Here is a 24,265-nt window from a genome sequence, read left to right as displayed (position 1 = left end):
CGATAAACTCAGTGTTATATTGTTTTTAATGTTTAACAGCCAAAACTGGTATTGGAATAAAATAACAAATAAACTTAGTTACTTAACTTATAAGAAGAAATGCTATGAACTTATATTTAGCCTACCTTGGTGGACGTATTTTTGGTGGTAACATTGAAATTCATGATGTGCAATTTGTTACCGGCGAATCCATAGAACAAACCTATACTACTTTAAAGCAACGCTGGATAGGCGACAAAAATTCTGTCCATCTTGACTCTTATATCCAGCTCACTGAAATCGATGGTTACAAAATATCTTTAAGAGAAACCGAACAACACTCTGAATTAAAATTATTTTTTGTAAACCTTGGTGGTTATAGAAAAGATAGCCTCGCAGAGCAGCATGAATTTGGTTTGTTTGTAGCAAAATCTAGCTATGAAGCAAAAGAGAAGGCAATGCAGAAACTTTTAAGTAATGCGCAATTACAACATAAAGATGACTTATATGATGTTGATGATTGTTTTAGGGTCTCTCTATTAGATTTAAACTATCATATTCATTTAGAACCGAGCGGCAAAAACCAAGTGTTGCATCCTGATTGGTTTGGCTATCAAGTTTTATAATTTTATTTTTCAACTAAGATTAGCTTAAAGCGAGCTCAAGGTTAAAAACATGCAGTCTATCCCAAAAGAAAAAAAATTATCTGTGTTATTTCGGTTAGAGCCCGGTTGCCTTGGCCCACAAGGAATTGACCACGTTGAAAGCTTTTGTACATTTGTAAATAGTCACTTACATCAATTTTATTTTGCCGAATTAAGCGTCATACCTCGTTTTGATAAAAGCTTACCTGAATGGGAATACAGCATAAATCAGCGCAACCTTGATGATGCAAAAGTAGGTATTTACCTGACATTATTTAAAACGGATAAAAATAGCTTTGAAGAACAATTTGAAGAACAATTAACAGAAAATATTGAGCTTTTCTTTTCTCGTACTAAATAATCAAAACCTGTCTTAGCTGCGCAGTGCGCAGCCCAAAATCTCACAGTTAGAGCTGTTTATATTTCATACAAACTTTGCAAAAAATCAGCGAGTTACTACACTTGCAAAGACTGATTTTTATAAAAATAGTACTCAGGATGAAACCATATGAAATTAAAACTCTTAGCCGGAACGATCGCTATTATTTGTTCAAGTATTCCTGCACACGCTGAAGTGAGGATTAATGGCTTTGCTTCTGTGATTGGTGGCATGGCTTTAGATAAGAATACTGAATTATTTGGTTATAGCGACGAGCTCTCATTTGAAAATGAAAGTTTATTTGCACTACAAATTTCTGCCGACTTACAAGATAACCTCTCAGCAACAGCTCAAATTGTTGCTAAAGGGGAAAATGATTACAATGCTGAATTTGAATGGGCTTACCTGACTTATCAAATCAATGATCATACCCAAGTGAGTGCTGGAAGAATGCGAGTGCCATTTTATCGTTATTCTGATTTTCTTGATGTTGGATATGCCTACCGCTGGATACGTCCACCTAAATCTGTTTATAACCTCGCATTTTCTACTTATGAAGGAGTTAGTTTTGTCTACAACTCCCAACTTGGGAGTTGGGATTCAACATTACAGCTCATTGGAGGAGCTTACAGTGGTGATGTGGCCACATTTACTGATAATGACCCAGCTAAATTAAACGCAATTACCGGTATCAACTGGACGCTTGCGTACGATTGGTTAAGCTTGCGCGCTGCCTATTTAATTGCAGAAACAAGTATTAGTGCACAAAATTCCCCCGAATTTACAGGTTTGATTGCAGGTCTAAATAGCTATGGGTTAACAACGCAAACTGATGACTTATTAATTGAAAGAGATGATGGCAGTTTTTTAGGTATCGGATTCTCAATCGATTATGAAAACTTTTTACTCGATGGCGAATATACCGAACTGGAGGTCAAAGATAGCTTTGTCGCGCCACAAAAGCAGTTTTACCTAGCGGCAGGTTATCGAATTGATAATTGGCTCATTCATATGACCTATGAAAGTCGAGATGTAGAACACGAGAAAAGTAAATTTAATACCATACCAACCACCTTTGTTCACCCTGTTTATGGCACGCTTCCTCTATCAACAGATCCAACCAATCCAAATGCCCCATTACTTCGAGACTTAACGAATGCAGCAATTGCAGGAACAACTATAGATTCAAGCTCGTATTCATTTGGGGTTCGTTATGACTTCCATCCATCGGCAGCATTTAAAGTCGACTACACGGTAGTGGATAATGCCATTACAAACAAAGACAGCGACGTAATCGCATTTGGCGTAGATTTGGTATTTTAAGGAGTCTGAATATGAATAAGCTAATTTCGGTATTTTTATTATCATCGAGTTTAAATGTAATGGCTGAAGTTGCAGTGGTAGTCCATCCATCTTCAACAGTAACTCTAGATCAAGATGAAATCGCAAAGATTTATTTAGGTAAAACAAAATCATTTGCTAATGGTAATAAAATTGATATCGCAAGTTTAGGTGACGGTGATCCTATTACCTCGGAATTTAATGAAAAAGTCCTCAAGAAATCGAGTAGCCAAGTTAATGCATACTGGTCAAAATTGGTATTCACTGGCAAAGGTACGCCACCACAAAAAGTCGATAATAGCGCTGCAATGATAAATTTTGTTGCTAGTACTGAAAATGCGATTGGTTTTATCGATGCCAATAAAGTAACTGATGGCGTAAAAGTAATTGCAAAGTTCTAGAATAGATGAAATTTAAAAAGCAAAAAGCCAGTCAGAAGACTGGCTTTTTTATTTGGTGCCGTGAGCGGGACTTGAACCCGCACGAGCATAGCTCACCACCCCCTCAAGATGGCGTGTCTACCAATTCCACCACCACGGCAAATTCTTTAGTTTGGTACGTCGCTCTTTTTGTTCTCAGATACTGGTACATCTTCAGCTGCAGGGATAATTTTCTCTACAACTTCAGCTGAAGGAGCTGTTGATAAATCAGTCCACTCATCAGTCTTCTTAATCTGACCAGCAGTTAAATTACCAAGAACAATACTTAGTACAAAAAACACAGCTGCAAGAGTTGTTGTTGTTTTGGTCATAAAGTTGCCAGCGCCACTTGAACCAAATACAGTAGCAGATGCACCTGCGCCAAACGAAGAGCCCATATCTGCGCCCTTTCCTTGCTGAATTAACACCATACCAATAAGTGCCAAAGCAACAATTAAATAAACTATCAACAAAATTTCGTACATCTATACGTTTCCTTGTGCACTTTTACAAATATTGACAAAGCTATCTGGATTTAGACTTGCTCCGCCTACTAGGCCACCATCAATATCAGGTTGTGCAAACAGTAATTCACTATTTTTTTCATTAACACTGCCACCATAGAGCAATATTAAAGATTGAGAAACTGCGTCATCAAGTGAGGCAATTTTGTCTCGAATAAACTTGTGCACTTGCTGTGCTTGTTCTGGCGTTGCAGTTTTACCTGTGCCTATCGCCCAAACCGGCTCGTATGCTATCACAGACTTAACTAAAGACACCACACCTAATTTGTTGATTACTGCATCTATTTGACGAGAAACAACAGACTCGGTTAAATTCTGTTCACGTTCTTGTTCTGATTCACCAACACAAAGTACAGGTATTAATCCTTGGCATTGAGCACGTTGAAATTTACTAGCAACAACTTCATCCGACTCACCATAAATGCTGCGTCGTTCTGAATGCCCAACTAAAGTATATTTACAACCTAACTCAGCAAGTAACTGAGCGTCAATTTCACCGGTATATGCACCTGCTTCATGTTCTGAGACAGACTGTGCACCTACCACAAGTTCGTTTTGCAAAGCATTATTTAACAAAGGATAAGGAGGAAAAACTACCACATCTACTTTATCTAGCTCTACAGCTGAAATTGCGTTGGCAATTTGGTTTACCAGCTCAACTGAACCATTCATTTTCCAGTTGCCTGCAACCATTTGTTTACGTAATTTCATTAATTACTCCAACTCATTTAGCGGGCGAGATACTAACTCGACTCACCCTAAGATTCAAGAAAATTGTTTGATTAAACAGTCTGATTGCTCACACTTTCAACAACTAGCGCGATTTTTTTCGCACTATCGAGTACTTGCTTTTCTTGTTCAGCTTCAACCATAACTCGAACAACAGGCTCAGTACCTGATTTACGAAGTAAAACTCGGCCTTTGCCATCAAGAGCGGTTTCAACTTCTTGCACCGCTGCTAGCACTCGCTCATCACTCACAGGATCTGTATTTTGCGGGTAACGTACATTAATCATTTTCATTGGGTACTTAACAAACCCTTTGCCTAAATCTTCTAGCGTTTTATTTTGCGCTATCATAGCTGCAAGCACCTGAAGACTTGAAATAATACCGTCACCTGTCGTAGTAAGGTTAAGATTCAAAATATGGCCCGAACTTTCACCTCCAATTTTCCAGCCTTTTTCTTTCAATAACTCCATGACATAGCGGTCGCCCACTTTGCTTCGCGCAAAAGGAATACCACGTTGAATCAAGGCATTTTCGAGCCCCATATTTGACATGACTGTGCCAGCGACACCGCCATCACCTAAACTACCATCTTGCTGAGCTTGGCATGCTAAAATATAAACAATATCATCGCCATCAAATACTCGGCCTTTACGGTCCACCATCATCACTCGGTCACCATCACCATCATAGGCAATACCAACATCAGCTTTTTCTTCTAATACTTTGCGAACCAACGCATCAACGTGGGTGGCACCACATTCAAGATTAATATTGAGTCCATTTGGTTGGCAGGCAAAACTGACAACTTCAGCACCTAACTCAGTTAATACTGATGGGGCTATGTGATAGGTTGCACCATTAGCACAATCAACGACTATTTTGAGCCCAGCTAACGACATCCCATTTGGGAACTGGCTTTTACAAAACTCAATATAACGGCCATCTGCATTTTCTAAGCGACGCGCTTTACCTAAAAGCTCAGAAGATACACACGTCATCTCTTCATCGAGCATTGCTTCAATTTCGAGTTCAACTTCATCTGGTAATTTTAGGCCCTGGCTTGAAAAGAACTTAATCCCATTATCGTGAAATGGATTGTGTGAAGCGCTAATAACGATACCAGCTTCGGCACGAAATGTTTGAGTCAAATATGCTACCGCAGGCGTTGGCATCGGGCCTAAAAGCACCACATTAATCCCAGCTGAAATAAGCCCTGCTTCTAAAGATGTTTCTAATAAATAACCAGAAATGCGAGTATCTTTACCAATAAGTACTTTTTTAGTGCCTGCTTTTGATAATACCTTACCTGCAGCCCAACCTAGCTTTAAGGCAAAACCAGGTGTAATTGGGTACTCGCCCACTAAACCACGTACACCATCTGTACCAAAATGCTTTTTATTGCTCACGTTTAATTCCTTGTTCTGTCGCTTGCCAAACTTTAAGTACATCGACTGTTTGTGCTACGTCATGTACCCGTATAATTTTTGCGCCTTTTTGCATTGCAATTAATGCACCTGCCAAAGAGCCCGCTAATCGCTGCTCTGTTGGTTTATTTAATAAATTACCAATCATGGATTTTCGGGAAAGGCCGGCTAAAACCTCGCAACCCAATAGATTAAATTCATCCAACCGTTTTAACAGCTCATAGTTATGGTTTAAGGTTTTACCAAAACCAAAACCCGGATCGAGGATAATATTTTCAAGCTTAATACCCGCTTGCTGACAGGCATCGATTCGTTGCTGAAAAAAAGCCTGAATATCTTCAATTAAATTTTCATAATATGGATTTGCCTGCATCGTTCTAGGCTGTCCCTGCATGTGCATTAAACAAACAGGAACATTCGCGGCTGCCGCAATCTCTAAAGCGCCAGGCTCTTGTAATGCGCGAACATCATTAATAATATCTGCGCCAGATGCAATCGCTTGCGCCATGACTTGCGCCTTACTGGTATCAATTGAAATAATACAATCAGACTGAGCTCGTAACGCTTTAATCACTGGGATTGTACGTTGTAGTTCTTCTTCTAAAGCAACATCGGGCGCATTTGGTCGAGTTGATTCACCACCAATATCGATAATGGTGGCACCTTCCGCTAACATTTGCTTAGCTTTAATGACAGCGTTGTCGAATGTATTATGCTGGCCGCCATCAGAAAATGAATCTGGAGTAGTATTTAAGATCCCCATTATGTGGGGCTGGCTCAAGTCAAGCACTCGGCCGTTTTTTAACTGTAATAAAGACATACATTACCTATCAATACATAATAGTATTGCTCTGCAACGAAGATTAAATAATAAAAAACCCCGAATTCTCGGGGTTTTATAATTGCAATTTTACCGCTTATTGCTCTTGATCATCAAGCTTTGATGTTGGCTTTTGCTCAACAACGTCTGGCGTTTCAACCTCTTTTTCAGGTTTATCTTCAGACTTTACTTCATCTTTTTGCTTGTAGTGGTTATCGTGCGCATCCGTTGGTGGACGAACATCACGACGAGCCATTAAATCATCAATTTGTTTTGCATCAATGGTTTCGTACTTCATCAGCGCATCTTTCATGCTATGCAAAATATCAATATTATCTTTTAATATCTGCTCAGCGCGCTGATAGTTACGATCAGATAGGTCTCGTACTTCTGCATCAATCACTTTTGCTGTTTCATTCGACATACTTTTCGCACGGGCTGAACTGCGTCCCATGAAAATTTCACCTTCTTCTTCAGCATAAAGCAGTGGACCTAACTTTTCACTTAAACCCCATTGCGTAACCATTTTACGAGAGATTTCAGTAGCGCGTTCAATATCGTTGCTCGCACCTGTCGTTACTTTTTCAAAGCCATAAATCAGTTGTTCAGCAATTCGTCCGCCATAAAGGCTTGAAATCATTGATTCTAAATGCTGCTTTGAATGACTAACTCTGTCTTGCTCAGGCAAGTACATTGTCACACCTAACGCACGACCACGAGGAATAATTGACACTTTATAAACCGGATCATGTTCAGGTACAAGGCGACCTACAATTGCATGGCCCGCTTCATGATAAGCAGTCATTTCTTTCTCTTGTTCACTCATTACCATGGACTTACGTTCAGCGCCCATCATAATTTTATCTTTTGCTGCGTCAAACTCGGCCATGCTGACAACACGTTTGTTACCACGAGCAGCATAAAGTGCAGCTTCATTAACTAAGTTTGCTAAATCAGCACCTGAGAAACCAGGTGTACCACGGGCAATAACAGATGCTTTAACATCGTCAGACAATGGTACTTTACGCATGTGCACTTTAAGAATTTGCTCACGACCACGGATATCAGGTAAACCAACAACAACTTGACGGTCAAAACGACCTGGACGAAGTAGCGCAGGGTCTAAAACATCAGGTCTGTTGGTTGCGGCAATAACAATTATGCCCTCATTACCTTCAAAACCATCCATTTCAACTAGCATTTGGTTTAATGTTTGCTCACGCTCATCATGACCACCGCCCATACCAGCACCACGTTGGCGACCTACGGCATCAATTTCATCGATAAAGATGATACAAGGCGCAGCTTTTTTAGCCTGCTCAAACATGTCACGAACACGTGATGCACCCACACCAACAAACATTTCTACGAAATCAGAACCAGAAATAGTAAAGAAAGGTACTTTTGCTTCACCAGCAACAGCTTTTGCAAGTAATGTTTTACCTGTACCCGGTGGGCCTACCATTAGTACGCCCTTCGGAATACTACCACCTAACTTTTGGAATTTAGACGGGTCACGTAAAAAATCGACTAATTCAGTTACGTCTTCTTTGGCTTCATCACAACCGGCAACATCTGCAAAGGTTGTTTTGACTTGGTCTTCACCCATCAAGCGCGCTTTACTCTTGCCAAATGACATTGCGCCCTTACCGCCGCCGCCTTGCATTTGACGCATGAAGAATATCCACACACCGATAAGCAATAACATTGGGAACCAAGAGATGAAAATTGTTGCTAAGATGGATTGTTCTTCTGGTGGTTGACCAACAACATTAACACCATTTTTTAATAAGTCATTCATTAAGTCGCCATCGTACATTGGCATGACTGTTGTGAAACGCTCACCGCTATTTTTAATGCCGTTAACCGCACCTGAACCTTGGTCCATTCTAACTTCACGGACTGCGCCGCTACGCACATCGTTAATAAATTGCGAGTAACTTGTATTACGATCTGCATGATCGCTTGGATTAAAGCTCTGGAATACCGACATCAAAACGACGGCGATAACTAACCAGAGTATGAGATTTTTAGCCATATCACTCAAGGGGTTAACCTCTTGTTTTCAATTAATTAAAATTCCAGGATTACCTGACCTAATGTACTACAGTTTGTATCCTGTCGCTACTAAATAAACTTCTCTAGAACGCGCTCTTGAAGAATCCGGTTTACGAATTTTGACAGTAGTAAAACAAGACCTTACGTCTTGAACATATTGCTCAAACCCTTCTCCTTGGAATACCTTTACAGCGAAACTACCATTTTTCTTTAGAACTTGATGGCACATGTCTAATGCTAATTCAACAAGATACATACTGCCAGCCTGATCTACAGATAAATGACCGCTCATGTTCGGTGCCATGTCTGACAGCACAACATCAACGTTCTTGCCATCTATACGTTCCAATAAAGCATTTAGCACAGATTCTTCACGAAAATCACCTTGTAAAAATTCTACACCGGCCAGGGGGTCCATTGGCAGAATATCACACGCGATCACTTTACCTTTAAAACCGGTTAACTCAGCAACATATTGCGACCAACTACCAGGTGCTGCGCCCAAATCAACGACTGTCATACCGTCTTTGATTAATTTATCTTTTGTTTGCAACTCCTCTAATTTAAACATTGCACGAGAGCGCAATCCCCGTTTTTGGGCTTCTAAGACATAATGATCGTCAAAATGCTCCATCAACCAGCGTTTAGAACTGGCCGAGTGCTTTTTTTTTGTCATGAAATTACACTCAACAAAATTAGTATTATTCTCTAGATGGCGTTAGAATACCCATAATTCAAGCTTTATCCAACGAAATTTGTAACAACATGATATTATCAAACAAGCAAAAACAGTTTTTAAAAGGCCTTGCACATGGTCTTAAGCCAGTGGTTTTACTAGGAAGTAACGGTTTAACCGAAGGTGTTGTAGTCGAGATATCTAATGCTTTAGATATCCACGAATTAATCAAAGTAAAAGTGCCAACAGATGACCGCGAAACAAAAGCGCTTATTTTTGAGGCAATTACTCGTGAAACCGGTGCAGTAAAACTTCAGACAATTGGTCACATTATAGTGATTTATCGTCAAAGCAAAGATAAAAAGATTCTTTTACCTAAAAACTAATTTCAATTTTTAGTGTATTAATTAAAAAGTCAGCTAAGCTGACTTTTTGTTTAACAAATTTACTCACTCAATTTCTAAGTGTTTCAACTCAACCACATATTCATCATTAACTAAAGTTAATACATAATAAGTATTATAATTAGTTTCAGGCCATTCTAATTGCTCAGTATCGGATAACAACCCAGCTAATTGGGGGGTCGTATTACTGTGGCCAACCACTAAAACCGTATCCGTTAACTTTAAAAGCTGCGCTTTAAAATCCACCAATTGAGCAGGGTTGTAATAACGAATTTCTTTATTCAAGGCAGTCGCTATGGGTGTAATCGTTGCTATCGTGCGTTTATATTTGGTACTAAAAAGCTGCTCTATTTTAAAAGTCGCAAGTGTTTTTACCCAAGCAGCGGCTCTTTTTTGACCTTGTTCAGTCAGTAAAGGGTCAGTACCTGATTGCTTTTCAGCATGACGAATTAATATTATATTGCTTGGTTTTGCCCAAACTGCTGTTGAAAATAATCCGAGTAAAAGAGATGTAACAACTAAAAATGCTTTCATTAAATACGCCTTTTGTTAACTTTAGAGGCTAAAACCTCATCGATAAAATCGGTAGTTAGTTCGTTAATTATTCCAGCCTCAGCGTTAATCATTAAGCTAAAACCAATTTCTAATCGAGGCACAATCACTATATCTGCACGATATCCCTGCACCCAGCCACTGTGATAATAAAGAGTCTCGCCTGCATAATCATAAATTCGCCAACCTAAACCATAATCAGCATTTTTTAATTTTTTGCGCCAAACTCGGCGGCTCATTTCTTTTTTGGTCTTGGTATAAGGCTTAACTTGTTTACTTAAAGCACTTTCATTTAATACTGCTGGATATTGACCTAGTTGTGCTTTTAACCACTGCACCATATCAGAAGCACTGGCGTTCACTCCCGCAGCCGGTGCTACTTTATAATAGTCTTTTTTTAATTTGGCCGTATGCCAGCGTTTTCGAGCCATTACATGAGGAAGTGCATAATCATCATCTGCAACCATGGCATCGTAACCAACACTGGCATTTTTCATATTGAGAGGCTTGAAAAAAATCTCATTCAACCAAGTCTCATAACTTAATCCCGTGCTTTGCTGCGTAATATCACCAATTAAACTGAACATGACATTTTGATAACCATAACAACTACCAGGGGCGCACATAGGTTTAACTTCAGACAATTTAGCCTGAATATCGGGATAATTCATTCGTGATTCAATTAAGTTGTCATAAGCATTAGGTACTAAACCACTTGAATGACTGAGCAGGTGATACAACCTCAATTTTTTATCATAACTATCAAAGTGAAATGCTGGCAAATATTTAGCTACCGGATCATTGAGTGCAAATGCCCCTTCACTGGCTAATTTTGCGGCCAAGGATCCTGCAAAGGTTTTAGAGACTGATGCTAAACGAAACCGCGTATTAGCAGTAACTGCATGCCCTTTTTTAACTTTAGTAGTGCCAAGCCCTATAGCGACCGAACTGTGGTTAGATTTAACAATCGATAATGCAGCTCCAGGGATATTTTTAGCTTTTAATTTTGTTTCTAACTCTTTTACATAGGAGTCGACTAAGTGATCCCATTCCTTAGGACTAGCACTGACTGAAAAACTCAGCAACAACATCGCTAGCCAAATCATTTGAGGCATTTTCATTCCAACTTTTTAAATTCAGCTAATAACCTTTAGCCGTTGCACACAAGATAATAGCAAAACCACAATCTTAATCATTGATTAAAATGCACTTATTAAAGGGGCATTTTTGTTTAACTTTATCATGGAATCGAGTCGATAATAAAACCTTTCACTCATTGAAGTGCGTGTCGAGTTTATTTTTTCAAATCAACTTGTGTTAGAATTTGAGCTGATGAACTAAATGACCCTAATTTTGAGAAACAATCGATGCTCAATCTGTATAAGTTAACCATTTTTATTTTTTTGCTCAGCGTCTCGGGCTGTCAGTTATTGACTGAGCCGGCCCCACTTTTAACCATGCCAAATCCACCAAAATTAAAAAGTAATAGTTATAATGTGCGCTACCTTGCTGATGCTTCCCCACTTCAAATCAAATCAGTACAACTACCTGCTCGCCCATTAGTCAAAGGCCAAACAATTTCGCTAGCGAATGCCACTATTGAACCAAGTTCCGAACTATTTTCAATTTTAAATGAACAATTTTCAACTTTAGGATTAAGCCTACTTTCAGATACAACATTAGACTCAGATTACCGGTTAACTCTGACGAAATTAGAATTTATCGAAGGCGATAAAATAAGTTATCAATTACAAAACGCTGCAAATCAGCCAAATATTGTGCAACAAAAATTCGCCCAACAAAGCCAATATAGTTGTGCATCGGTTAAAGGCACTGTCGGCATTCGATTAACTAATACTAAAACAGGTAATGTTGTCTGGTTTGCAACCGCATCGGCGGATAACACCACTTTGGGTCAAACAGAACTTACGTATCAGCTTGATTGGGCACAAATAATTAGCAATAAAAAAGAGGTTAAACAATTTATTGATGAACAAAATACAGAGCAAGCACGTTTACTTCGAGCCAATGTACCTATCAGCATTCCTCAATACCAAGTAAGTGAGACAATCTCAGTACCACGGCTTATTTCTGGCTATTGCGGCGCTACTGATGATCAAGCAATATCACAGCGCTTACAGACTTATCTATTGACTGAACTTATTAATAAGTTAAATGTGACTTAGTCACTACAATTTATTACAACTTGTAATGCTATTTTAACCATACAATAACAATAAAAAACCACTTAAAGGGACGCAATGTCAGTAAATTCTAAGTTTAAATACCTGCTTCTATTAGCTCTATTTTGCTTTAACAGTGCCCAAGCAAGTAACCGATATTATGCAGATAATGCACTTGAACCAACAGAAGGCTTTGTCTGGGATTGGAGTTTTGGTTTAGGTTATTATGTGGCTAATAGCTACCTAGCAGGTGTTGACCCATTTAACGATGGCCCTGAAATTAACGTAAATCTTGCCGTTTCTTATAATAAGTTTTATTTTGACGCCGATAATAGCCAACTCAGTGGTAACTTCACTTTAGGCTACAGTCTAGTCGATAAATACGATTGGGGTCTGGATATTATAGGCACCAATCTACAAGATGGTTTTAATCAATTTGGTACATATTATAACCGCAATACTATCGTTGAAGAATTAGCAGGAATAAAAACTCGCGATTCTGACTTTGATGTTGGCTTTCGCTTAACACGCCGTATTAGTGATTCACAATTATCGTTTGAGCTTTTACAAGATGTCTCTGGGAGTCATCATGGCTGGGCATTTAATAGTTTTGTCAGCAATATCCAAACTTGGCGTAACTGGGAGTTTCGTGCCGGTGCCGGTCTAAATTTCTACTCAGCAGAATTTGTTGATTATTACTTTGGTATATCGAACGAAGAAGTTACAGCTACGCGACCTCTTTACCAACCAGGTATAGGCGTAAATTTAGTTGCAGAGTTTCATGCCGAGTATCCGATAAATGAAAACTGGGTGTTTTTAGCAGGATGGCTATCAACATGGTTTTCAACTTCAATTAGTGAAAGCCCGATTGTTTCAGAGAAATATCAGCATAAAGCCAAGGTAGGCGTGCGATATGTATTTTAGAATCTTCCTCATTGTTTATTTTTCATTAAATACACTGCTCGTCTGGGCCGATGAACCGACTTCACAAGTTGCGGAGTATACACTCGATGCAACACCTAATAAATGTGTGGCGCTGCGAGAAGGTAGCAACTGCTATGCAATTGTGACACTCCATTGGCAGCAACCCATACTGGGTGATTATTGCTTACGAAATGTTGAGAGCAAAAAAGTGATGCAATGCTGGTTATCTCAGCAAGAAGGCAGCCATACTTATGAATTTAATTCCGCTCAAACCCAGCATTTTGAGCTAATAAGCACACAAACAGGCCAAGTTCACAACCAAACAGAAGTACTCGTTAATTGGGTTTATACCAGCAAACAGAAAAAACGACGTTGGAGATTATTTTAATGGAAAATTACGGCAAAATTTTACTAGTTGAAGATGACTTATCACTCGCCCAATGGGTCAGTGAATATCTCACTGAGCAAGGTTTCCATGTCATTTTATGCCATCGAGGCGACTATGTTGTGCGTTTGGTCAAACAACACGATCCTATCTTGGTATTACTCGATATTATGCTACCTGGTATGGATGGGATCAGCGTTTGTCGCGAATTACGTAGTTTTTATCAACAACCTGTTATTTTACTCACAGCTAAAGGTGAAGAGGTTGATGAAGTAATAGGTCTTGAGGTGGGTGCGACAGATTATATTATTAAACCAGTGCGACCTCGCGCTTTACTTGCACGAATAAAATCAGCACTGCGAGCTGCTCAACCAAGCACTCAATTAAGTGACGAACCTGTTGAGTATATTGAAGTTGGCCAACTAAGCATTGATTTACGCTCTCGAAATGTCAAAGTAGCCAATAAAGAAGTGGTCCTTTCAAATGCAGAGTATTCACTTCTGAGCTTTTTAGCATCCAATGCTGATAAAGTACTCGACCGCGATTCTGTTTTTATGGCCACCAAAGGACGTGAGTATGATGGGCTTGATCGCTCTGTAGACGTATTAATTTCTGCTCTACGCAAAAAATTTGCTGATGATCCACAAAATCCGCAAAAAATTAAAACCATTTGGGGACAAGGTTATTTATTGGTTTCGGCAGCCTGGTAAACCATGAAAAAACTCTATATTTCACTGTTGTTAAGTGCTTTTATTTCCTTGTTTGCTCTTGGTTGGCTCATTGATACCTTTAGCCAAATTGAGCACAATCCGGTTGATGACTTTGCGATTGAAAAACAACTTATCGATGGTTTTGCTGAGCAAGTTGCCCAAGAGAAGAATAAAATTGCGGCCACAAAAGCACTTGCTGCTCACTTTAAGCAATCACTAACATTTAACGCCAATGATGAGCTTGCCCTGCCACAAAGCTTAATTGATAACCTAGCAGTGCCCGGTGGATTAATGCTTGAAGATGAACTTGGCTTTTACATTATTAAGTCACATCCAAGTTTTAATGCTCACCATCTTGAAATGCGTTTGGTAAAACCTGATCAACAAATGCACCGGCTTGATTTAATTTTGACCCTCAGTTTTTATTTTGGGGTTTGTTTATTAATGTGGGTTTGGCTCTCGCCTTTGACAAAACGCTTAAGCTTACTTTATAAAGCATCACAACAATTTGCCAGTGGCGATCTCTCGGCACGCATTAAACTCAGTAAGTTTACTTATATTTCAGATGTTGAATCAGCGTTTAATCGCATGGCTGCGCAAATCCAAAAACTAATTGAAGAAAACAAATTGCTCGCATCGAGCTTATCACACGATATTCGCACCCCTGTTGCGTGTTTGCGGTTCGGTTTAGATGCCGCTCTTGATACAACCGATACGACCAAAAAAGATATGTATCTCACTCGCATGGAAAGCGACCTTGATCATATGGAATGCATGCTAAAAACTTATTTAGAATTTGCTACCTTAGAAAAAAACTCATATCAAATTAGTTTTAGCCTTATAAATTTAGATGCGTATTTTGCCAACTTATCCCAACAAATTCAGCCTAAACTGCATCACAAAGGGCTAACACTGCAAATTGACTGTCCCGACCTACTTATCAAAGCTGATCTGCATTGGTTAGGCCGTGCCATTATTAATTTACTTGGTAATGGCTGCGACTTTGCAGATAAAACCATTCGCTTGAGCGCTAAACAAGATGCTCATTGCACTCATATTTACATTGAAGATGATGGTCCAGGTATTGCGAAAGAAAACTGGCTCAATGTATTTGAACCCTTTTTTAAAGAGCAAAATCATCGCAATCGTAGCGATAAAAGTTATGGTCTTGGCCTTGCAATAGCCGCCAAGGTGGTCGATTGGCATTTTGGCTTAATTAAAGTCGATCAGTCACCTAGCCTAAAAGGTGCTCGTTTTACCTTAAGTTTGCCACTACAGTGTCCTCGCGCCAACGTAAGCTAAACTGTACGTTTAAAATCTAAATATTGATTTAACTGTCATTGTTATCAATACGTTAGATAGTTGTTTTTTAATCGATACAGTTTAGAACTGGCTTACTCGATTTATTCACCTTAAGAATTGAGTTACATCAAGCAATTAGCACTTTTTATTTAATCTTAATTCAAGTAGATTGTGTCCGCCGTCTAAAAAATGAGAATTACTATAAAATGAGCAGTGTTAGAGGGGAGTTTAGCTCCCGTTTTGGTTTTATTATGGCCGCCGCAGGTTCAGCTGTCGGACTTGGCAATATTTGGGGCTTTCCAACCCAAACAGCATCTAATGGTGGAGCTGCATTTGTATTTGCCTATTTGGTATTAGCATTTTGTTTGGCCTACCCTGCCTTAATGGCAGAATTAACGATTGGTCGTCACGGTCAATCCAATGCAGTGGCTGCACTTCGTAAAATATCCAAACCAGGTTTAGGCCATAAATCAGCATTTATCGTTGGTTTTGGTGGTATTGTTTGTGCGTCGCTCATTTTAAGTTTTTATGCCATTGTTGCTGGCTGGATGATGGCCGCAACGATTGAGCCTTTAGCTACAGCTGCTGGCCAACCCGCAGTCGCAAGCTGGTTAACTGAGCAATCTTTAATTCGTGATTTGCTTTTCACCGCATTTTTCATTGTATTAACGGTCGCAATTATTAGCCGTGGAGTTGAAAATGGCATCGAGAAATGGTCAAAACGATTAATGCCTGCATTACTCATTATTTTATTTTCCTTAATAGCCTATGTATTAACTCAAGAAGGTGCCATGAAAGGGCTTCAAGCTTATTTAGTGCCTGATTTTAGCCGTATTTTTGAACCCAAATTACTGGTAAGCGCCCTTGGACAAGCATTCTTCTCTCTCTCGTTAGGAACCAGTGTTATGGTGATCTACGGCTCTTACATTAGCAAAAAAGAAAATCTAGTGAGCCTTGGTGCATATGTTACATTAATTGATGTCTTTATTGCCTTTGTTGCCGGATTGCTGATTATTCCTGCAATGTATGTTGCTCAAGCACAAGGGGTACAAATTTTTTCAGAGTCAGGTGCGCTACTCTCTGAAGATACGTTAGTTTTCCAAGTGCTGCCGGCTTTATTCGATAGCATGGGCACCGTGGGTTTAGTCGTCAGCTTTGCCTTTTTCGCCTTAATGTCAATTGCAGCACTCACCTCTTCTATTTCAATGCTTGAAGCTCCCGTTTCATATGCCGTAGAGAAATTTGGCATGAACCGTGTCCAAGCAACTTGGGTAATTGGTGGAATTATTGCTTTAATCAGTTTTACAATTGTATTTAATTTTGCGGCTTTATTTGGTTTAGTTATTAAAGTAACCACCCAATTTGGACAGCCGTTATTAGGCTTAATGTGCTGCATCTTTGCAGGTTGGTTATGGCATCGAGGTGATTTACTTCAAGAGATAAAACAAGGCTTACCTGAAGCGGAACATACGCTATTTTGGAAAGTTTGGCCGTGGTACATCAAGTACGTATGCCCTATCTGTATTGGTTTAGTATTTCTTAACTCAGTGTTGTAAGTAAAATTTATAACCCATAAAAAAGCGCTAATTTTGTAATTAGCGCTTTTTTAATTTCATATCCTGATGCGCAATACCATCTTCTAAATAAGGCTCAGAGCACAGCTCAAAGCCTAAATGAGTATAAAACGTCAATAAATAGCTTTGTGCTGAAATATAAAGCTCGCTTTGCGGCCAACGTAAATGCACTTGCTCAATCGCTTTATTCATCAATATATTTGCAATGCCTTGGCCTCTTGCAGTATCAGATACCACCACTCGACCAATCGCGGCACCGCTAAACGTTGCTGTAGGCTTTAAACACCTCGCATAAGCAATCAGTTGCTGCGCTTTATAAATCATCACATGCTGTGTTGTATCATCAATATCGTGATCATCGAGTTCGTGATAAGGGCATTGCTGCTCAACAACAAAAACATCGATACGCAATTTACTGATCTGATAAAACTCCATTGTAGAGAGTTCACTAAACGGCTTAATTTTAATCTCTAACATCATTGTTACCTTTTTAACTCTTGTTCAGTACGATAACGTAAGCTCTGTTGTAACTGAGTTTTCTTGTCATTTTTTGCATACCAGTAACCAATTAAACCACCCGCTAAGGCGCCAAATAAGTGGGTTTCAAAACTCATACCTGGCACAACCGGTAATAATCCCCAAATTAACGAGGCATATAAAAACATCACCAAAAGAGCAATTGCTAATGACTTAATACTTCGTTGGAATATCCCAAAGACTAATATATAAGCCCAAAGCGCATACACAGCCCCACTTAAACCTATGTGGATAGATTCGCGACCGACCAGCCATACAGCACAGCCCGCAAACAAGGTTGAACCTAACAATACCATGATGATTCTATTGGGCTTTAATGGCCATGCCAAGGTAACCAATATCGAAAACGACACTAAATTTTGAGCCAAATGCTGCCAATTAGCATGCAAAAAGGGATGCAATACAATGCCATAAAGCCCTGCGCTATGCCTTGGGAAAATACCAAATTGATTGAGCTTCATTAATAACAGGACGTTTATTAAATGGATACTCACCAACAAGGTAAGACTCGTGAGTAAAAAAGGGATTAATTTTAAGGTTGATTTGGCCATATAAGCCACCACCTGAAAAAATGGGCAGTGATACTGCCCAAATAAATTAGTTAAGTAAGCGCTCTAACTGATCACAAATTTTAGATAAATTAACTTGGTCATGTTCAATGGTTAAATCAACATAACCGTCTTGTCTAAAAGCGCGGTCAAGTTCAATCAGCACATGAGTCTTATGAAGTTCAGGGACAAACGATAGCTCTACCTCACGAATACCAAACACACTTTGTGAAATAGGACGAAATTCAAGTTCTTGATAACATCCAGATGTTGAATGAAAGCTAGGCGCTGTTAAATAACCTCGTTCAACATCAGACTTTACTAAATTAAAACCGATTCGCTCCATCGCTTGCATAAACGTACGCACAGCCTCATTTGGATAGACATAAATCGGATCTTTATCCGTAGGATCAAGTGCCATGTCAATATTTAAACCCGTCGCAAGCCAAACGCTCGATTGATTTAAACCAGTATGAATTTCAGTGATCGGAGTTTCAGAATGAAGGCGAGCTTCGAATGGAATACGCTTTTCTTCACCTGGCGCAACTGTGCACTTATCAATAATTTTCCACTTATCAATCACGTGATTTACAAAATAATCACCGTTTTCACCTTCGACTTTAACCTTGGTCATTAACGATAATTCTAAACCTGAAATTTCTTGTTCGACATCGCCACCAGTAATAATAATTTCAGCGCTAAATCGTTGCCCTGGATGTAAATGCTCTGTTTGAAGCACAGTATCGACTTTGGCAGCACCTACACCAATAGATGCGAGGATCTTTTTAAACATAGTGTACTCCTGTTATGTTTATCCTTTGTTTTGCATATTAACCACATTTTTTTCTGCTTGTCAGCGAAAAATGTGTAAATAGAAATAATTTATTCACTAATCACAGCTAATACCGATAGTTTTGCATCAACTTATCGACAAAGTAATGGATCTATTAACAAAATCGATTATTTTAACAACAATTTCGCTGTCACGTTTTATGTCATGCCTAGCTTTATTTTAACTATTTACTTTTTTGGTCTGCTTTACTAACAAAGTGATATATTGTTAGGTAAACTAACAAAAAAATTATGATGAATCAGGGATATGGAACTTATATTTTTTGCCACCGCCTTCGTCTGCGGCTTTATCGTCTTACAACTAAAACTACCTCCTTTGATTGGATTTCTCGCGGCTGGATTTTTATTAAATTTGGCCGGGTATCATAGCACTCCTTTACTCGAGACAATCGCTGCGCTTGGGGTGACCTTATTATTGTTTAGTATTGGCTTAAAATTAAAAGTTGATCACCTGACAAAACTACAAGTCTGGGCACCTGCGAGCTTACACATTATTCTTAGCAGTGCTTTATTTTGTGGTTTTTTACTCTTACTTGGTTTTTTTGGCTTACCTCTATTTACTGACTTATCAGCAGAATCTGCGTTATTACTTGGTTTTGCGCTGAGCTTTTCAAGCACAGTTTTTGCTGTCAAGGTCTTAGAAGAGCGCGGCGAAATGGCAAGTCTGCATGGTAAAATTGCCATTGGTATTTTGGTTATGCAAGACGTCTTTGCGGTATTATTTTTAGCTGTTAGTACTGGCAAAGTCCCTAATTATTGGGCCATCGCGTTAGTGATTAGCTTGTTTTTTATTCGCCCGGTCTTTTTTTGGATTTTAGGTCGCTCAAAACATGGTGAAGTCTTACCTTTATTTGGTTTTTTCTTTGCGCTTGTTGTGGGCTATAACGCATTTGAATTTGCCGGACTCAAAGGTGATTTAGGCGCCTTGATAATTGGTATGTTGCTAGCCTCTCATCGTAAAGCCGGCGAGCTGGCAAAATCATTACTCAGCTTTAAAGATTTACTCTTAGTTGGATTTTTCTTAAGCATCGGCCTTAATGCTCAGCTAACAGTGCAAGCGTTAGTGGTTGCATTACTTATTATTTCAATCTTGCCAATCAAAGTCGCGCTGTATTATGTCTTTACAAACATGTTTCATTTACGTGCTCGTACCTCGCTGTTAGGTGCATTTACCTTAGCTAATTTCAGTGAGTTTGGTTTAATTGTTTGTGCTCTTGCCGCAAGTAGTGGCTGGCTCACCCCAGAATGGCTCGCAGTTGTTGCTATTTCAGTCGCAATCACTTTTATTATTGCCTCACCACTTAATAATCGCGCTAATGATATTTATGTCAAACTTGAAAATTGGCTGTTTAAATTTGAATCTAAGGTGCGATTAGCTGAAGAAATGCCGGTCAATCTTAATCGGACTAAAATTTTGATTTTCGGCATGGGCCGTATTGGTACAGGTGCTTATGAAGCCATCGCACATACCTATCCCGATATGGTAGGGGGTGTTGATATAAACCCTGAGTGTATTGAACGCCATTTAAAACGTGGCCGATTTGCCATTTTGGCAGATGCAACAGATCCCGATTTTTGGCAACGAATTAATCACTCAGAAGTTGAAATGGTTATGCTTGCGATGCCAAAACATGTACAAAATTTACTCGCACTTGAGCAAATTAAGCTTTCTGGTTATGGCGGCCAAGTAACCGCAATAGCAAATTATCCAGATCAACAAAAAGAACTTGAGCTACTCGGGGTTGATTCAACCTATAACTTCTATCTCGAAGCGGGAACTGGTTTTGCTGAGCACGTTAAAGAGCATTTATTTGAACCCGATAAAGCAACACCTTAACCTAGTTTACTTTATCGCTTTATCAAACGTATTTATTAGGGCTTCAATAACCCTAATTGTAAAAATAATTATCAGACCCGTTTACGGTACTGATAATTATTTTTATTTGGCTCTCAGTAAGTTAGCTTTTAAGGCGTTAACAGAACAGAAACAAACACGCACCTCTATTTACAAACATTTACATCCGAATTGGCATTTCATCGCCCAATCATCGTACACTTGCTCTACAAAATATGCCTAAGTATCTATTTTTAACACAAAATTTTACTAAGCTATAATTTGAATGACATCACTCAATTATTATTTGTTACACCATGGCAAGGAGTCCGACATGGCAAAATTTGATAGCAGATTGCAACACCCAGCGATTGCCGCAGATGCAAATGCCGATTTACTTGTGAGGTTACAAAGTGAGCTTGATAGCATTCAAAATAAAGGTATTAGCCCAGACCAAATGCGTGAAGCTTTATTTCAAAAGATGTTAGATATGTACAGCGTACCCATGCATCACCCACTTCGTGCAGAGCCTGTACCGAGTGAGCAAGAAGCTCCAGCATTCAAGATAAAGCTAAATCAACATGGCTTTTACCGTGGTGAAAAACCTATTTGGCACTAAATTTTGAGGCCCTACTGCCTCATGGATAGATTAACAATGCCCCGTTGGTCTATTTTCTAATTCAAAAGCCCACTATAATGGGCTTTTATTTTTTCTAGGTTAAGTTCATGGATCCCGCTGCGCTGAGTGCCGCAATTAATACCATTATGCCCTTTGGTAAATACGCAGGCAGACCACTTTTACTGTTACCCGAGCCCTATCTGGTTTGGTTTAAACAACAAGGTTTTCCGGAATCAAAACTTGGTCAACAGCTTGCGCTCATCTATGAAGTTAAACTCAATGGTCTTGAAAGTATGCTCATGCCATTGCTGCACGTTAACCCCACATCTTCTCGACGTATTTAAGGTAATCTCGTGACAACATTAAACCAACTATCGCCTCAGCCTTTATGGTCTATTTTCGAAAAAATCTGCTCAATTCCTCACCCAAGTAAACATGAAGCCAAAATATCAGCTTGGATCCAATCATTTGCAACAGAACTTAACCTTGACGTTAAAGAGGATAAAGTCGGCAATTTGATTATAAAAAAACCTGCAACTGCAGGCATGGAAAATCGCAAAGGGGTTATTTTACAAGCCCATATGGACATGGTTCCGCAAAAAAATGCCGATAAAGTACATGACTTCGTAACCGATCCGATAGAAGCCTATGTGGATGGCGAATGGGTTACTGCAAATGGCACCACCTTAGGAGCGGATAACGGCATCGGTTTAAGTGCATGTTTAGCGGTATTGGCAAGCACAGATCTTGCTCATGGTCCACTTGAAGTGTTAGTGACAACCGATGAAGAAGCAGGCATGACCGGTGCTTTTGGTCTTGAAGCAGGATGGTTAGATGGTGAGATTTTACTCAATACCGACTCAGAAGATGAAGGCGAAGTGTACATGGGCTGCGCCGGTGGTATCGATGTTAACGTCTCACTCCCGGTTGAATTTAACTCGGTGAATCGCGAAAACGCGGCATTCATTTTAAGCATTAAAGGTTTAAAAGGTGGTCATTCTGGTGTCGATATTCATACCGGACGCGCTAATGCCAATAAATTACTCGCTCGCTTTTTTAAACAATATAGCCAACTTGATTTAAGCATCAGTACCTTCTTTGGCGGTTCACTTCGTAATGCTATCCCTCGTGAAAGTAGCGCTATCATTTTATGCGCGCCATCAGATATAAGCGCTCTAGAAACTGCTGTTACCCAATACAATGAAGTTTTAAAGGCTGAATTAAACGCGATTGAAACCAACCTCATTGTTACCCTAACACCCACCGAGCAGCCTACTTCTCAATTGTCTCCAACTAGCCAATCTGCGTTTATCAACGCAGTTAATGCATGCGTAAATGGTGTGATCCGCATGAGCGATGAAGTCCCTGGTGTGGTTGAAACATCTACTAATTTGGGCGTCATTAAAATGGCTGATGATCATATTAAAATTCAGTGTTTAGTCCGCTCGCTTATCGACAGTGCGCGTACTAATACGCAAAATATGATTTGCTCTAATTTTGAACTTGCTGGTGCATCAGTAATTTGTTCGGGTGCATATCCAGGTTGGCAGCCAAAAGCCGAGTCACCTATCAAGGATTTATTACGTGAAACCTACGAAAGTATGTTTGGCACTTTACCTAAAATTATGGTGATCCACGCAGGATTAGAATGTGGCTTATTTAAAGATGCTTACCCACATTGGGATATGGTGTCGTTTGGCCCAACCATTCGTTTTCCTCACTCACCAGATGAAAAAGTCAAAATTGATACCGTTGCGCCTTTTTATGATTTATTAGTGAATGTACTCAAAAACATTCCTGTTAAAGCGTAATATTACCCACCATAAAAAAACGCCTTCAAGGCGTTTTTTTATGGCTGGATCTTAGCGTTATTTTTTACCGAACCATATCGTTTGGGTTTTAAGCTCATTACAGCGTTTACCACAGGACGCCAGTAAATTTCGGCAATCGAATTGTGTTTCACATCGTATTTACCAATCCCTATCTCAATATTATTAACCTCAGAAGCCTTGATTAATGTGCCGCTAAGTCTATCCCAAATGGCTAATGCTGAGCCTAAATTAGTATCAAAATGAATGGGGTTATTACTGTGATGAATTTGATGCTGTGCCGGGCTAATAAATACCCCTTCTACTTTATCGCCAAAACTAAACCAAATATGCGAATGACGTAAGTTTGAACCGCATAGGTTAAAAATAAAAACAAACACGTTCGCCCCTAAAACATCAAACATGCTTAATGAGTCACCAAAAAAATAGTAACCGCAGCCTACAACACTGCCTTGCACAATCGCCATACGACACGCATATAAATAACTTTCAACAGGATGTGAACGATAAATAGTGAACGGAGTTAATACTTTAGCTGAGTGATGCACGGCATGAAAATGCCATAAAAAGTCAATTTTATGCAGCGCTAAATGCAGTAAAAACCGAGTCAGATCATCTACAATAAATAGCGCAAAAGTAAACACTGCAATTACCGAAGCTTTAGACCAAGTAAGTGGTGTAAACGAACCAAATAACCACACTAACCCATCGGCAAAAAAGAGCGCAACGGGCACCATAGTTAAAACAATTGGGCCAAACAACAAGGCTTTTAATATTTTATTCAATACCCACAGCACATAGTCTTGTTTAGCACTTTGGTGAAGCCAGATCCGTTTTGGAAAAACAAAGGCAAGAAAACGCGAGATTGTTCGCTCAGCAGTATGTGAGGTTGCCGCCCAAAATACCGGTATGGCCATGATCAATGCTGATGCTAAATACAGAGCAAAAATACGCTTATTTGCATCAGTAAAATAACTGGGCAAAGCAAGAATACTGCTATTTAAAACATCTAACACTCT

Annotated in this window: 27 protein-coding genes and 1 tRNA gene; 15 read left to right on the top strand and 13 right to left on the bottom strand. The window is 39.3% G+C overall.

Features of this window, described 5'->3' with window-relative positions; translation table 11 throughout:
* Nucleotides 1-104: 104 nt before the first annotated feature.
* The 4 genes from PTUN_RS05875 (at nt 105) to PTUN_RS05860 (ending at nt 2,744) form a co-directional block, all read left to right on the top strand.
* Entirely contained in the window at nt 105-605 is a 501-nt protein-coding gene (locus tag PTUN_RS05875) for a DUF1543 domain-containing protein (protein WP_009838789.1), read from the top strand.
* 49 nt (nt 606-654) lie between these two features.
* Nucleotides 655-984, top strand: coding sequence for a hypothetical protein (locus PTUN_RS05870; RefSeq protein ID WP_009838788.1), 330 nt, complete (start codon nt 655-657; stop codon nt 982-984).
* Between the two features lie 147 nt (nt 985-1,131).
* Entirely contained in the window at nt 1,132-2,325 is a 1,194-nt protein-coding gene (locus tag PTUN_RS05865) for a porin (RefSeq protein ID WP_009838787.1), read from the top strand.
* 11 nt (nt 2,326-2,336) lie between these two features.
* The gene (locus PTUN_RS05860; RefSeq protein ID WP_009838786.1) at nt 2,337-2,744 is read left to right on the top strand and encodes a type 2 periplasmic-binding domain-containing protein; all 408 of its coding nucleotides are present in this window, start codon (nt 2,337-2,339) and stop codon (nt 2,742-2,744) included.
* Between the two features lie 53 nt (nt 2,745-2,797).
* On the opposite strand, the gene PTUN_RS05855 is transcribed toward PTUN_RS05860, so the two are convergent.
* The 7 genes from PTUN_RS05855 to rlmE form a co-directional block, all read right to left on the bottom strand.
* Nucleotides 2,798-2,883, bottom strand: a tRNA-Leu gene (locus PTUN_RS05855).
* Nucleotides 2,884-2,890: 7 nt separating this feature from the next.
* On the bottom strand, nt 2,891-3,247 hold the full coding sequence (secG, locus tag PTUN_RS05850) for a preprotein translocase subunit SecG (protein ID WP_009838785.1): 357 nt from the start codon (nt 3,245-3,247) through the stop codon (nt 2,891-2,893).
* The gene (gene tpiA, locus PTUN_RS05845; RefSeq protein ID WP_009838784.1) at nt 3,248-3,997 is read right to left on the bottom strand and encodes a triose-phosphate isomerase; all 750 of its coding nucleotides are present in this window, start codon (nt 3,995-3,997) and stop codon (nt 3,248-3,250) included.
* A gap of 71 nt (nt 3,998-4,068) precedes the next feature.
* On the bottom strand, nt 4,069-5,463 hold the full coding sequence (glmM, locus tag PTUN_RS05840; protein ID WP_050760035.1) for a phosphoglucosamine mutase: 1,395 nt from the start codon (nt 5,461-5,463) through the stop codon (nt 4,069-4,071).
* A complete protein-coding gene (gene folP, locus PTUN_RS05835) occupies nt 5,411-6,259 on the bottom strand; it encodes a dihydropteroate synthase (protein WP_009838782.1) in 849 nt (282 codons plus the stop codon). The genes glmM and folP overlap by 53 nt, the downstream gene beginning before the upstream one ends.
* Before the next feature lie 97 nt (nt 6,260-6,356).
* Nucleotides 6,357-8,306, bottom strand: coding sequence for an ATP-dependent zinc metalloprotease FtsH (ftsH, locus tag PTUN_RS05830; protein WP_438942532.1), 1,950 nt, complete (start codon nt 8,304-8,306; stop codon nt 6,357-6,359).
* A 57-nt stretch (nt 8,307-8,363) separates the two neighbouring features.
* Nucleotides 8,364-8,993: a 23S rRNA (uridine(2552)-2'-O)-methyltransferase RlmE gene (gene rlmE, locus PTUN_RS05825; protein ID WP_009838780.1), complete on the bottom strand. Its 630-nt coding sequence runs from the start codon at nt 8,991-8,993 to the stop codon at nt 8,364-8,366.
* 89 nt (nt 8,994-9,082) lie between these two features.
* On the opposite strand from rlmE, the gene yhbY reads away from it, so the two are divergent.
* Nucleotides 9,083-9,379 (top strand): ribosome assembly RNA-binding protein YhbY, encoded by a 297-nt coding sequence (yhbY, locus tag PTUN_RS05820; protein ID WP_009838779.1) that lies wholly within the window; start codon nt 9,083-9,085, stop codon nt 9,377-9,379.
* A 63-nt stretch (nt 9,380-9,442) separates the two neighbouring features.
* Here yhbY and PTUN_RS05815 read toward each other — a convergent pair whose 3' ends face one another.
* Together PTUN_RS05815 and PTUN_RS05810 are read right to left on the bottom strand one after the other, a co-directional pair.
* Entirely contained in the window at nt 9,443-9,931 is a 489-nt protein-coding gene (locus tag PTUN_RS05815; protein WP_009838777.1) for a SixA phosphatase family protein, read from the bottom strand.
* On the bottom strand, nt 9,931-11,070 hold the full coding sequence (locus tag PTUN_RS05810; protein WP_009838776.1) for a serine hydrolase domain-containing protein: 1,140 nt from the start codon (nt 11,068-11,070) through the stop codon (nt 9,931-9,933). Before PTUN_RS05810 ends, PTUN_RS05815 begins: the two co-directional genes overlap by 1 nt.
* Before the next feature lie 246 nt (nt 11,071-11,316).
* Between PTUN_RS05810 and PTUN_RS05805 the strand changes: the two genes are divergently transcribed.
* The 6 genes from PTUN_RS05805 to PTUN_RS05780 all read left to right on the top strand — a co-directional run bounded on the left by PTUN_RS05805 (nt 11,317) and on the right by PTUN_RS05780 (nt 17,009).
* On the top strand, nt 11,317-12,135 hold the full coding sequence (locus PTUN_RS05805; protein WP_009838775.1) for a hypothetical protein: 819 nt from the start codon (nt 11,317-11,319) through the stop codon (nt 12,133-12,135).
* Nucleotides 12,136-12,210: 75 nt separating this feature from the next.
* On the top strand, nt 12,211-13,056 hold the full coding sequence (locus PTUN_RS05800; protein ID WP_009838774.1) for a MipA/OmpV family protein: 846 nt from the start codon (nt 12,211-12,213) through the stop codon (nt 13,054-13,056).
* Nucleotides 13,046-13,444 (top strand): DUF3019 domain-containing protein, encoded by a 399-nt coding sequence (locus PTUN_RS05795; protein ID WP_009838773.1) that lies wholly within the window; start codon nt 13,046-13,048, stop codon nt 13,442-13,444. Before PTUN_RS05800 ends, PTUN_RS05795 begins: the two co-directional genes overlap by 11 nt.
* Entirely contained in the window at nt 13,444-14,151 is a 708-nt protein-coding gene (locus PTUN_RS05790; RefSeq protein ID WP_009838772.1) for a response regulator, read from the top strand. The genes PTUN_RS05795 and PTUN_RS05790 overlap by 1 nt, the downstream gene beginning before the upstream one ends.
* Nucleotides 14,152-14,154: 3 nt before the next feature.
* Nucleotides 14,155-15,453, top strand: a complete 1,299-nt coding sequence (locus PTUN_RS05785; protein ID WP_009838771.1) for an ATP-binding protein — start codon at nt 14,155-14,157, stop codon at nt 15,451-15,453.
* A gap of 206 nt (nt 15,454-15,659) precedes the next feature.
* Entirely contained in the window at nt 15,660-17,009 is a 1,350-nt protein-coding gene (locus PTUN_RS05780) for a sodium-dependent transporter (RefSeq protein WP_009838770.1), read from the top strand.
* A gap of 39 nt (nt 17,010-17,048) precedes the next feature.
* Here PTUN_RS05780 and PTUN_RS05775 read toward each other — a convergent pair whose 3' ends face one another.
* From PTUN_RS05775 to PTUN_RS05765, 3 genes are read right to left on the bottom strand one after another with little or no spacing between them, the layout of a single operon-like run.
* Nucleotides 17,049-17,507: a GNAT family N-acetyltransferase gene (locus PTUN_RS05775; RefSeq protein WP_009838769.1), complete on the bottom strand. Its 459-nt coding sequence runs from the start codon at nt 17,505-17,507 to the stop codon at nt 17,049-17,051.
* 2 nt (nt 17,508-17,509) lie between these two features.
* Nucleotides 17,510-18,115, bottom strand: coding sequence for a rhomboid family intramembrane serine protease (locus PTUN_RS05770; protein ID WP_009838768.1), 606 nt, complete (start codon nt 18,113-18,115; stop codon nt 17,510-17,512).
* Between the two features lie 46 nt (nt 18,116-18,161).
* Nucleotides 18,162-18,905, bottom strand: a complete 744-nt coding sequence (locus PTUN_RS05765) for a sporulation protein (protein ID WP_009838767.1) — start codon at nt 18,903-18,905, stop codon at nt 18,162-18,164.
* 306 nt (nt 18,906-19,211) lie between these two features.
* Here PTUN_RS05765 and PTUN_RS05760 point away from each other — a divergent pair, with 306 nt between their 5' ends.
* The 4 genes from PTUN_RS05760 to PTUN_RS05745 all read left to right on the top strand — a co-directional run bounded on the left by PTUN_RS05760 (nt 19,212) and on the right by PTUN_RS05745 (nt 23,228).
* Nucleotides 19,212-20,801 carry a cation:proton antiporter family protein gene (locus PTUN_RS05760; protein WP_009838766.1) on the top strand — a complete coding sequence of 530 codons (1,590 nt, stop codon included), beginning with the start codon at nt 19,212-19,214 and terminating at the stop codon, nt 20,799-20,801.
* Nucleotides 20,802-21,132: 331 nt separating this feature from the next.
* Nucleotides 21,133-21,417, top strand: a complete 285-nt coding sequence (locus PTUN_RS05755) for a hypothetical protein (protein ID WP_009838765.1) — start codon at nt 21,133-21,135, stop codon at nt 21,415-21,417.
* A 107-nt stretch (nt 21,418-21,524) separates the two neighbouring features.
* Nucleotides 21,525-21,761 carry a DUF3820 family protein gene (locus PTUN_RS05750; protein ID WP_009838764.1) on the top strand — a complete coding sequence of 79 codons (237 nt, stop codon included), beginning with the start codon at nt 21,525-21,527 and terminating at the stop codon, nt 21,759-21,761.
* A 9-nt stretch (nt 21,762-21,770) separates the two neighbouring features.
* Nucleotides 21,771-23,228 carry an aminoacyl-histidine dipeptidase gene (locus PTUN_RS05745; protein WP_009838763.1) on the top strand — a complete coding sequence of 486 codons (1,458 nt, stop codon included), beginning with the start codon at nt 21,771-21,773 and terminating at the stop codon, nt 23,226-23,228.
* Between the two features lie 38 nt (nt 23,229-23,266).
* Here PTUN_RS05745 and PTUN_RS05740 read toward each other — a convergent pair whose 3' ends face one another.
* Nucleotides 23,267-24,262 carry a sterol desaturase family protein gene (locus PTUN_RS05740; RefSeq protein ID WP_009838762.1) on the bottom strand — a complete coding sequence of 332 codons (996 nt, stop codon included), beginning with the start codon at nt 24,260-24,262 and terminating at the stop codon, nt 23,267-23,269.
* Nucleotides 24,263-24,265 lie beyond the last annotated feature (3 nt).

The organism is Pseudoalteromonas tunicata, assembly GCF_002310815.1.
In the GTDB taxonomy this organism is placed as follows: domain Bacteria; phylum Pseudomonadota; class Gammaproteobacteria; order Enterobacterales; family Alteromonadaceae; genus Pseudoalteromonas; species Pseudoalteromonas tunicata.
This window is presented reverse-complemented; position numbering and strand designations above follow the sequence as displayed.

Excerpts from the sequence above, each read along its gene's own strand:
- glmM (WP_050760035.1), bottom strand. The coding sequence starts at position 5,463 with ATGTACTTAAAGTTTGGCAAGCGACAGAACAAGGAATTAAACGTGAGC.
- PTUN_RS05870 (WP_009838788.1), top strand. The coding sequence starts at position 655 with ATGCAGTCTATCCCAAAAGAAAAAAAATTATCTGTGTTATTTCGGTTA.
- PTUN_RS05865 (WP_009838787.1), top strand. The coding sequence starts at position 1,132 with ATGAAATTAAAACTCTTAGCCGGAACGATCGCTATTATTTGTTCAAGT.
- PTUN_RS05785 (WP_009838771.1), top strand. The coding sequence starts at position 14,155 with ATGAAAAAACTCTATATTTCACTGTTGTTAAGTGCTTTTATTTCCTTG.
- PTUN_RS05760 (WP_009838766.1), top strand. The coding sequence starts at position 19,212 with ATGGAACTTATATTTTTTGCCACCGCCTTCGTCTGCGGCTTTATCGTC.
- PTUN_RS05755 (WP_009838765.1), top strand. The coding sequence starts at position 21,133 with ATGGCAAAATTTGATAGCAGATTGCAACACCCAGCGATTGCCGCAGAT.
- PTUN_RS05765 (WP_009838767.1), bottom strand. The coding sequence starts at position 18,905 with ATGTTTAAAAAGATCCTCGCATCTATTGGTGTAGGTGCTGCCAAAGTC.
- PTUN_RS05790 (WP_009838772.1), top strand. The coding sequence starts at position 13,444 with ATGGAAAATTACGGCAAAATTTTACTAGTTGAAGATGACTTATCACTC.
- PTUN_RS05775 (WP_009838769.1), bottom strand. The coding sequence starts at position 17,507 with ATGATGTTAGAGATTAAAATTAAGCCGTTTAGTGAACTCTCTACAATG.
- folP (WP_009838782.1), bottom strand. The coding sequence starts at position 6,259 with ATGTCTTTATTACAGTTAAAAAACGGCCGAGTGCTTGACTTGAGCCAG.
- PTUN_RS05810 (WP_009838776.1), bottom strand. The coding sequence starts at position 11,070 with ATGAAAATGCCTCAAATGATTTGGCTAGCGATGTTGTTGCTGAGTTTT.
- PTUN_RS05800 (WP_009838774.1), top strand. The coding sequence starts at position 12,211 with ATGTCAGTAAATTCTAAGTTTAAATACCTGCTTCTATTAGCTCTATTT.
- PTUN_RS05815 (WP_009838777.1), bottom strand. The coding sequence starts at position 9,931 with ATGAAAGCATTTTTAGTTGTTACATCTCTTTTACTCGGATTATTTTCA.
- PTUN_RS05780 (WP_009838770.1), top strand. The coding sequence starts at position 15,660 with ATGAGCAGTGTTAGAGGGGAGTTTAGCTCCCGTTTTGGTTTTATTATG.
- PTUN_RS05860 (WP_009838786.1), top strand. The coding sequence starts at position 2,337 with ATGAATAAGCTAATTTCGGTATTTTTATTATCATCGAGTTTAAATGTA.
- yhbY (WP_009838779.1), top strand. The coding sequence starts at position 9,083 with ATGATATTATCAAACAAGCAAAAACAGTTTTTAAAAGGCCTTGCACAT.
- PTUN_RS05795 (WP_009838773.1), top strand. The coding sequence starts at position 13,046 with ATGTATTTTAGAATCTTCCTCATTGTTTATTTTTCATTAAATACACTG.
- secG (WP_009838785.1), bottom strand. The coding sequence starts at position 3,247 with ATGTACGAAATTTTGTTGATAGTTTATTTAATTGTTGCTTTGGCACTT.
- PTUN_RS05750 (WP_009838764.1), top strand. The coding sequence starts at position 21,525 with ATGGATCCCGCTGCGCTGAGTGCCGCAATTAATACCATTATGCCCTTT.
- tpiA (WP_009838784.1), bottom strand. The coding sequence starts at position 3,997 with ATGAAATTACGTAAACAAATGGTTGCAGGCAACTGGAAAATGAATGGT.
- rlmE (WP_009838780.1), bottom strand. The coding sequence starts at position 8,993 with ATGACAAAAAAAAAGCACTCGGCCAGTTCTAAACGCTGGTTGATGGAG.
- PTUN_RS05770 (WP_009838768.1), bottom strand. The coding sequence starts at position 18,115 with ATGGCCAAATCAACCTTAAAATTAATCCCTTTTTTACTCACGAGTCTT.
- PTUN_RS05875 (WP_009838789.1), top strand. The coding sequence starts at position 105 with ATGAACTTATATTTAGCCTACCTTGGTGGACGTATTTTTGGTGGTAAC.
- PTUN_RS05805 (WP_009838775.1), top strand. The coding sequence starts at position 11,317 with ATGCTCAATCTGTATAAGTTAACCATTTTTATTTTTTTGCTCAGCGTC.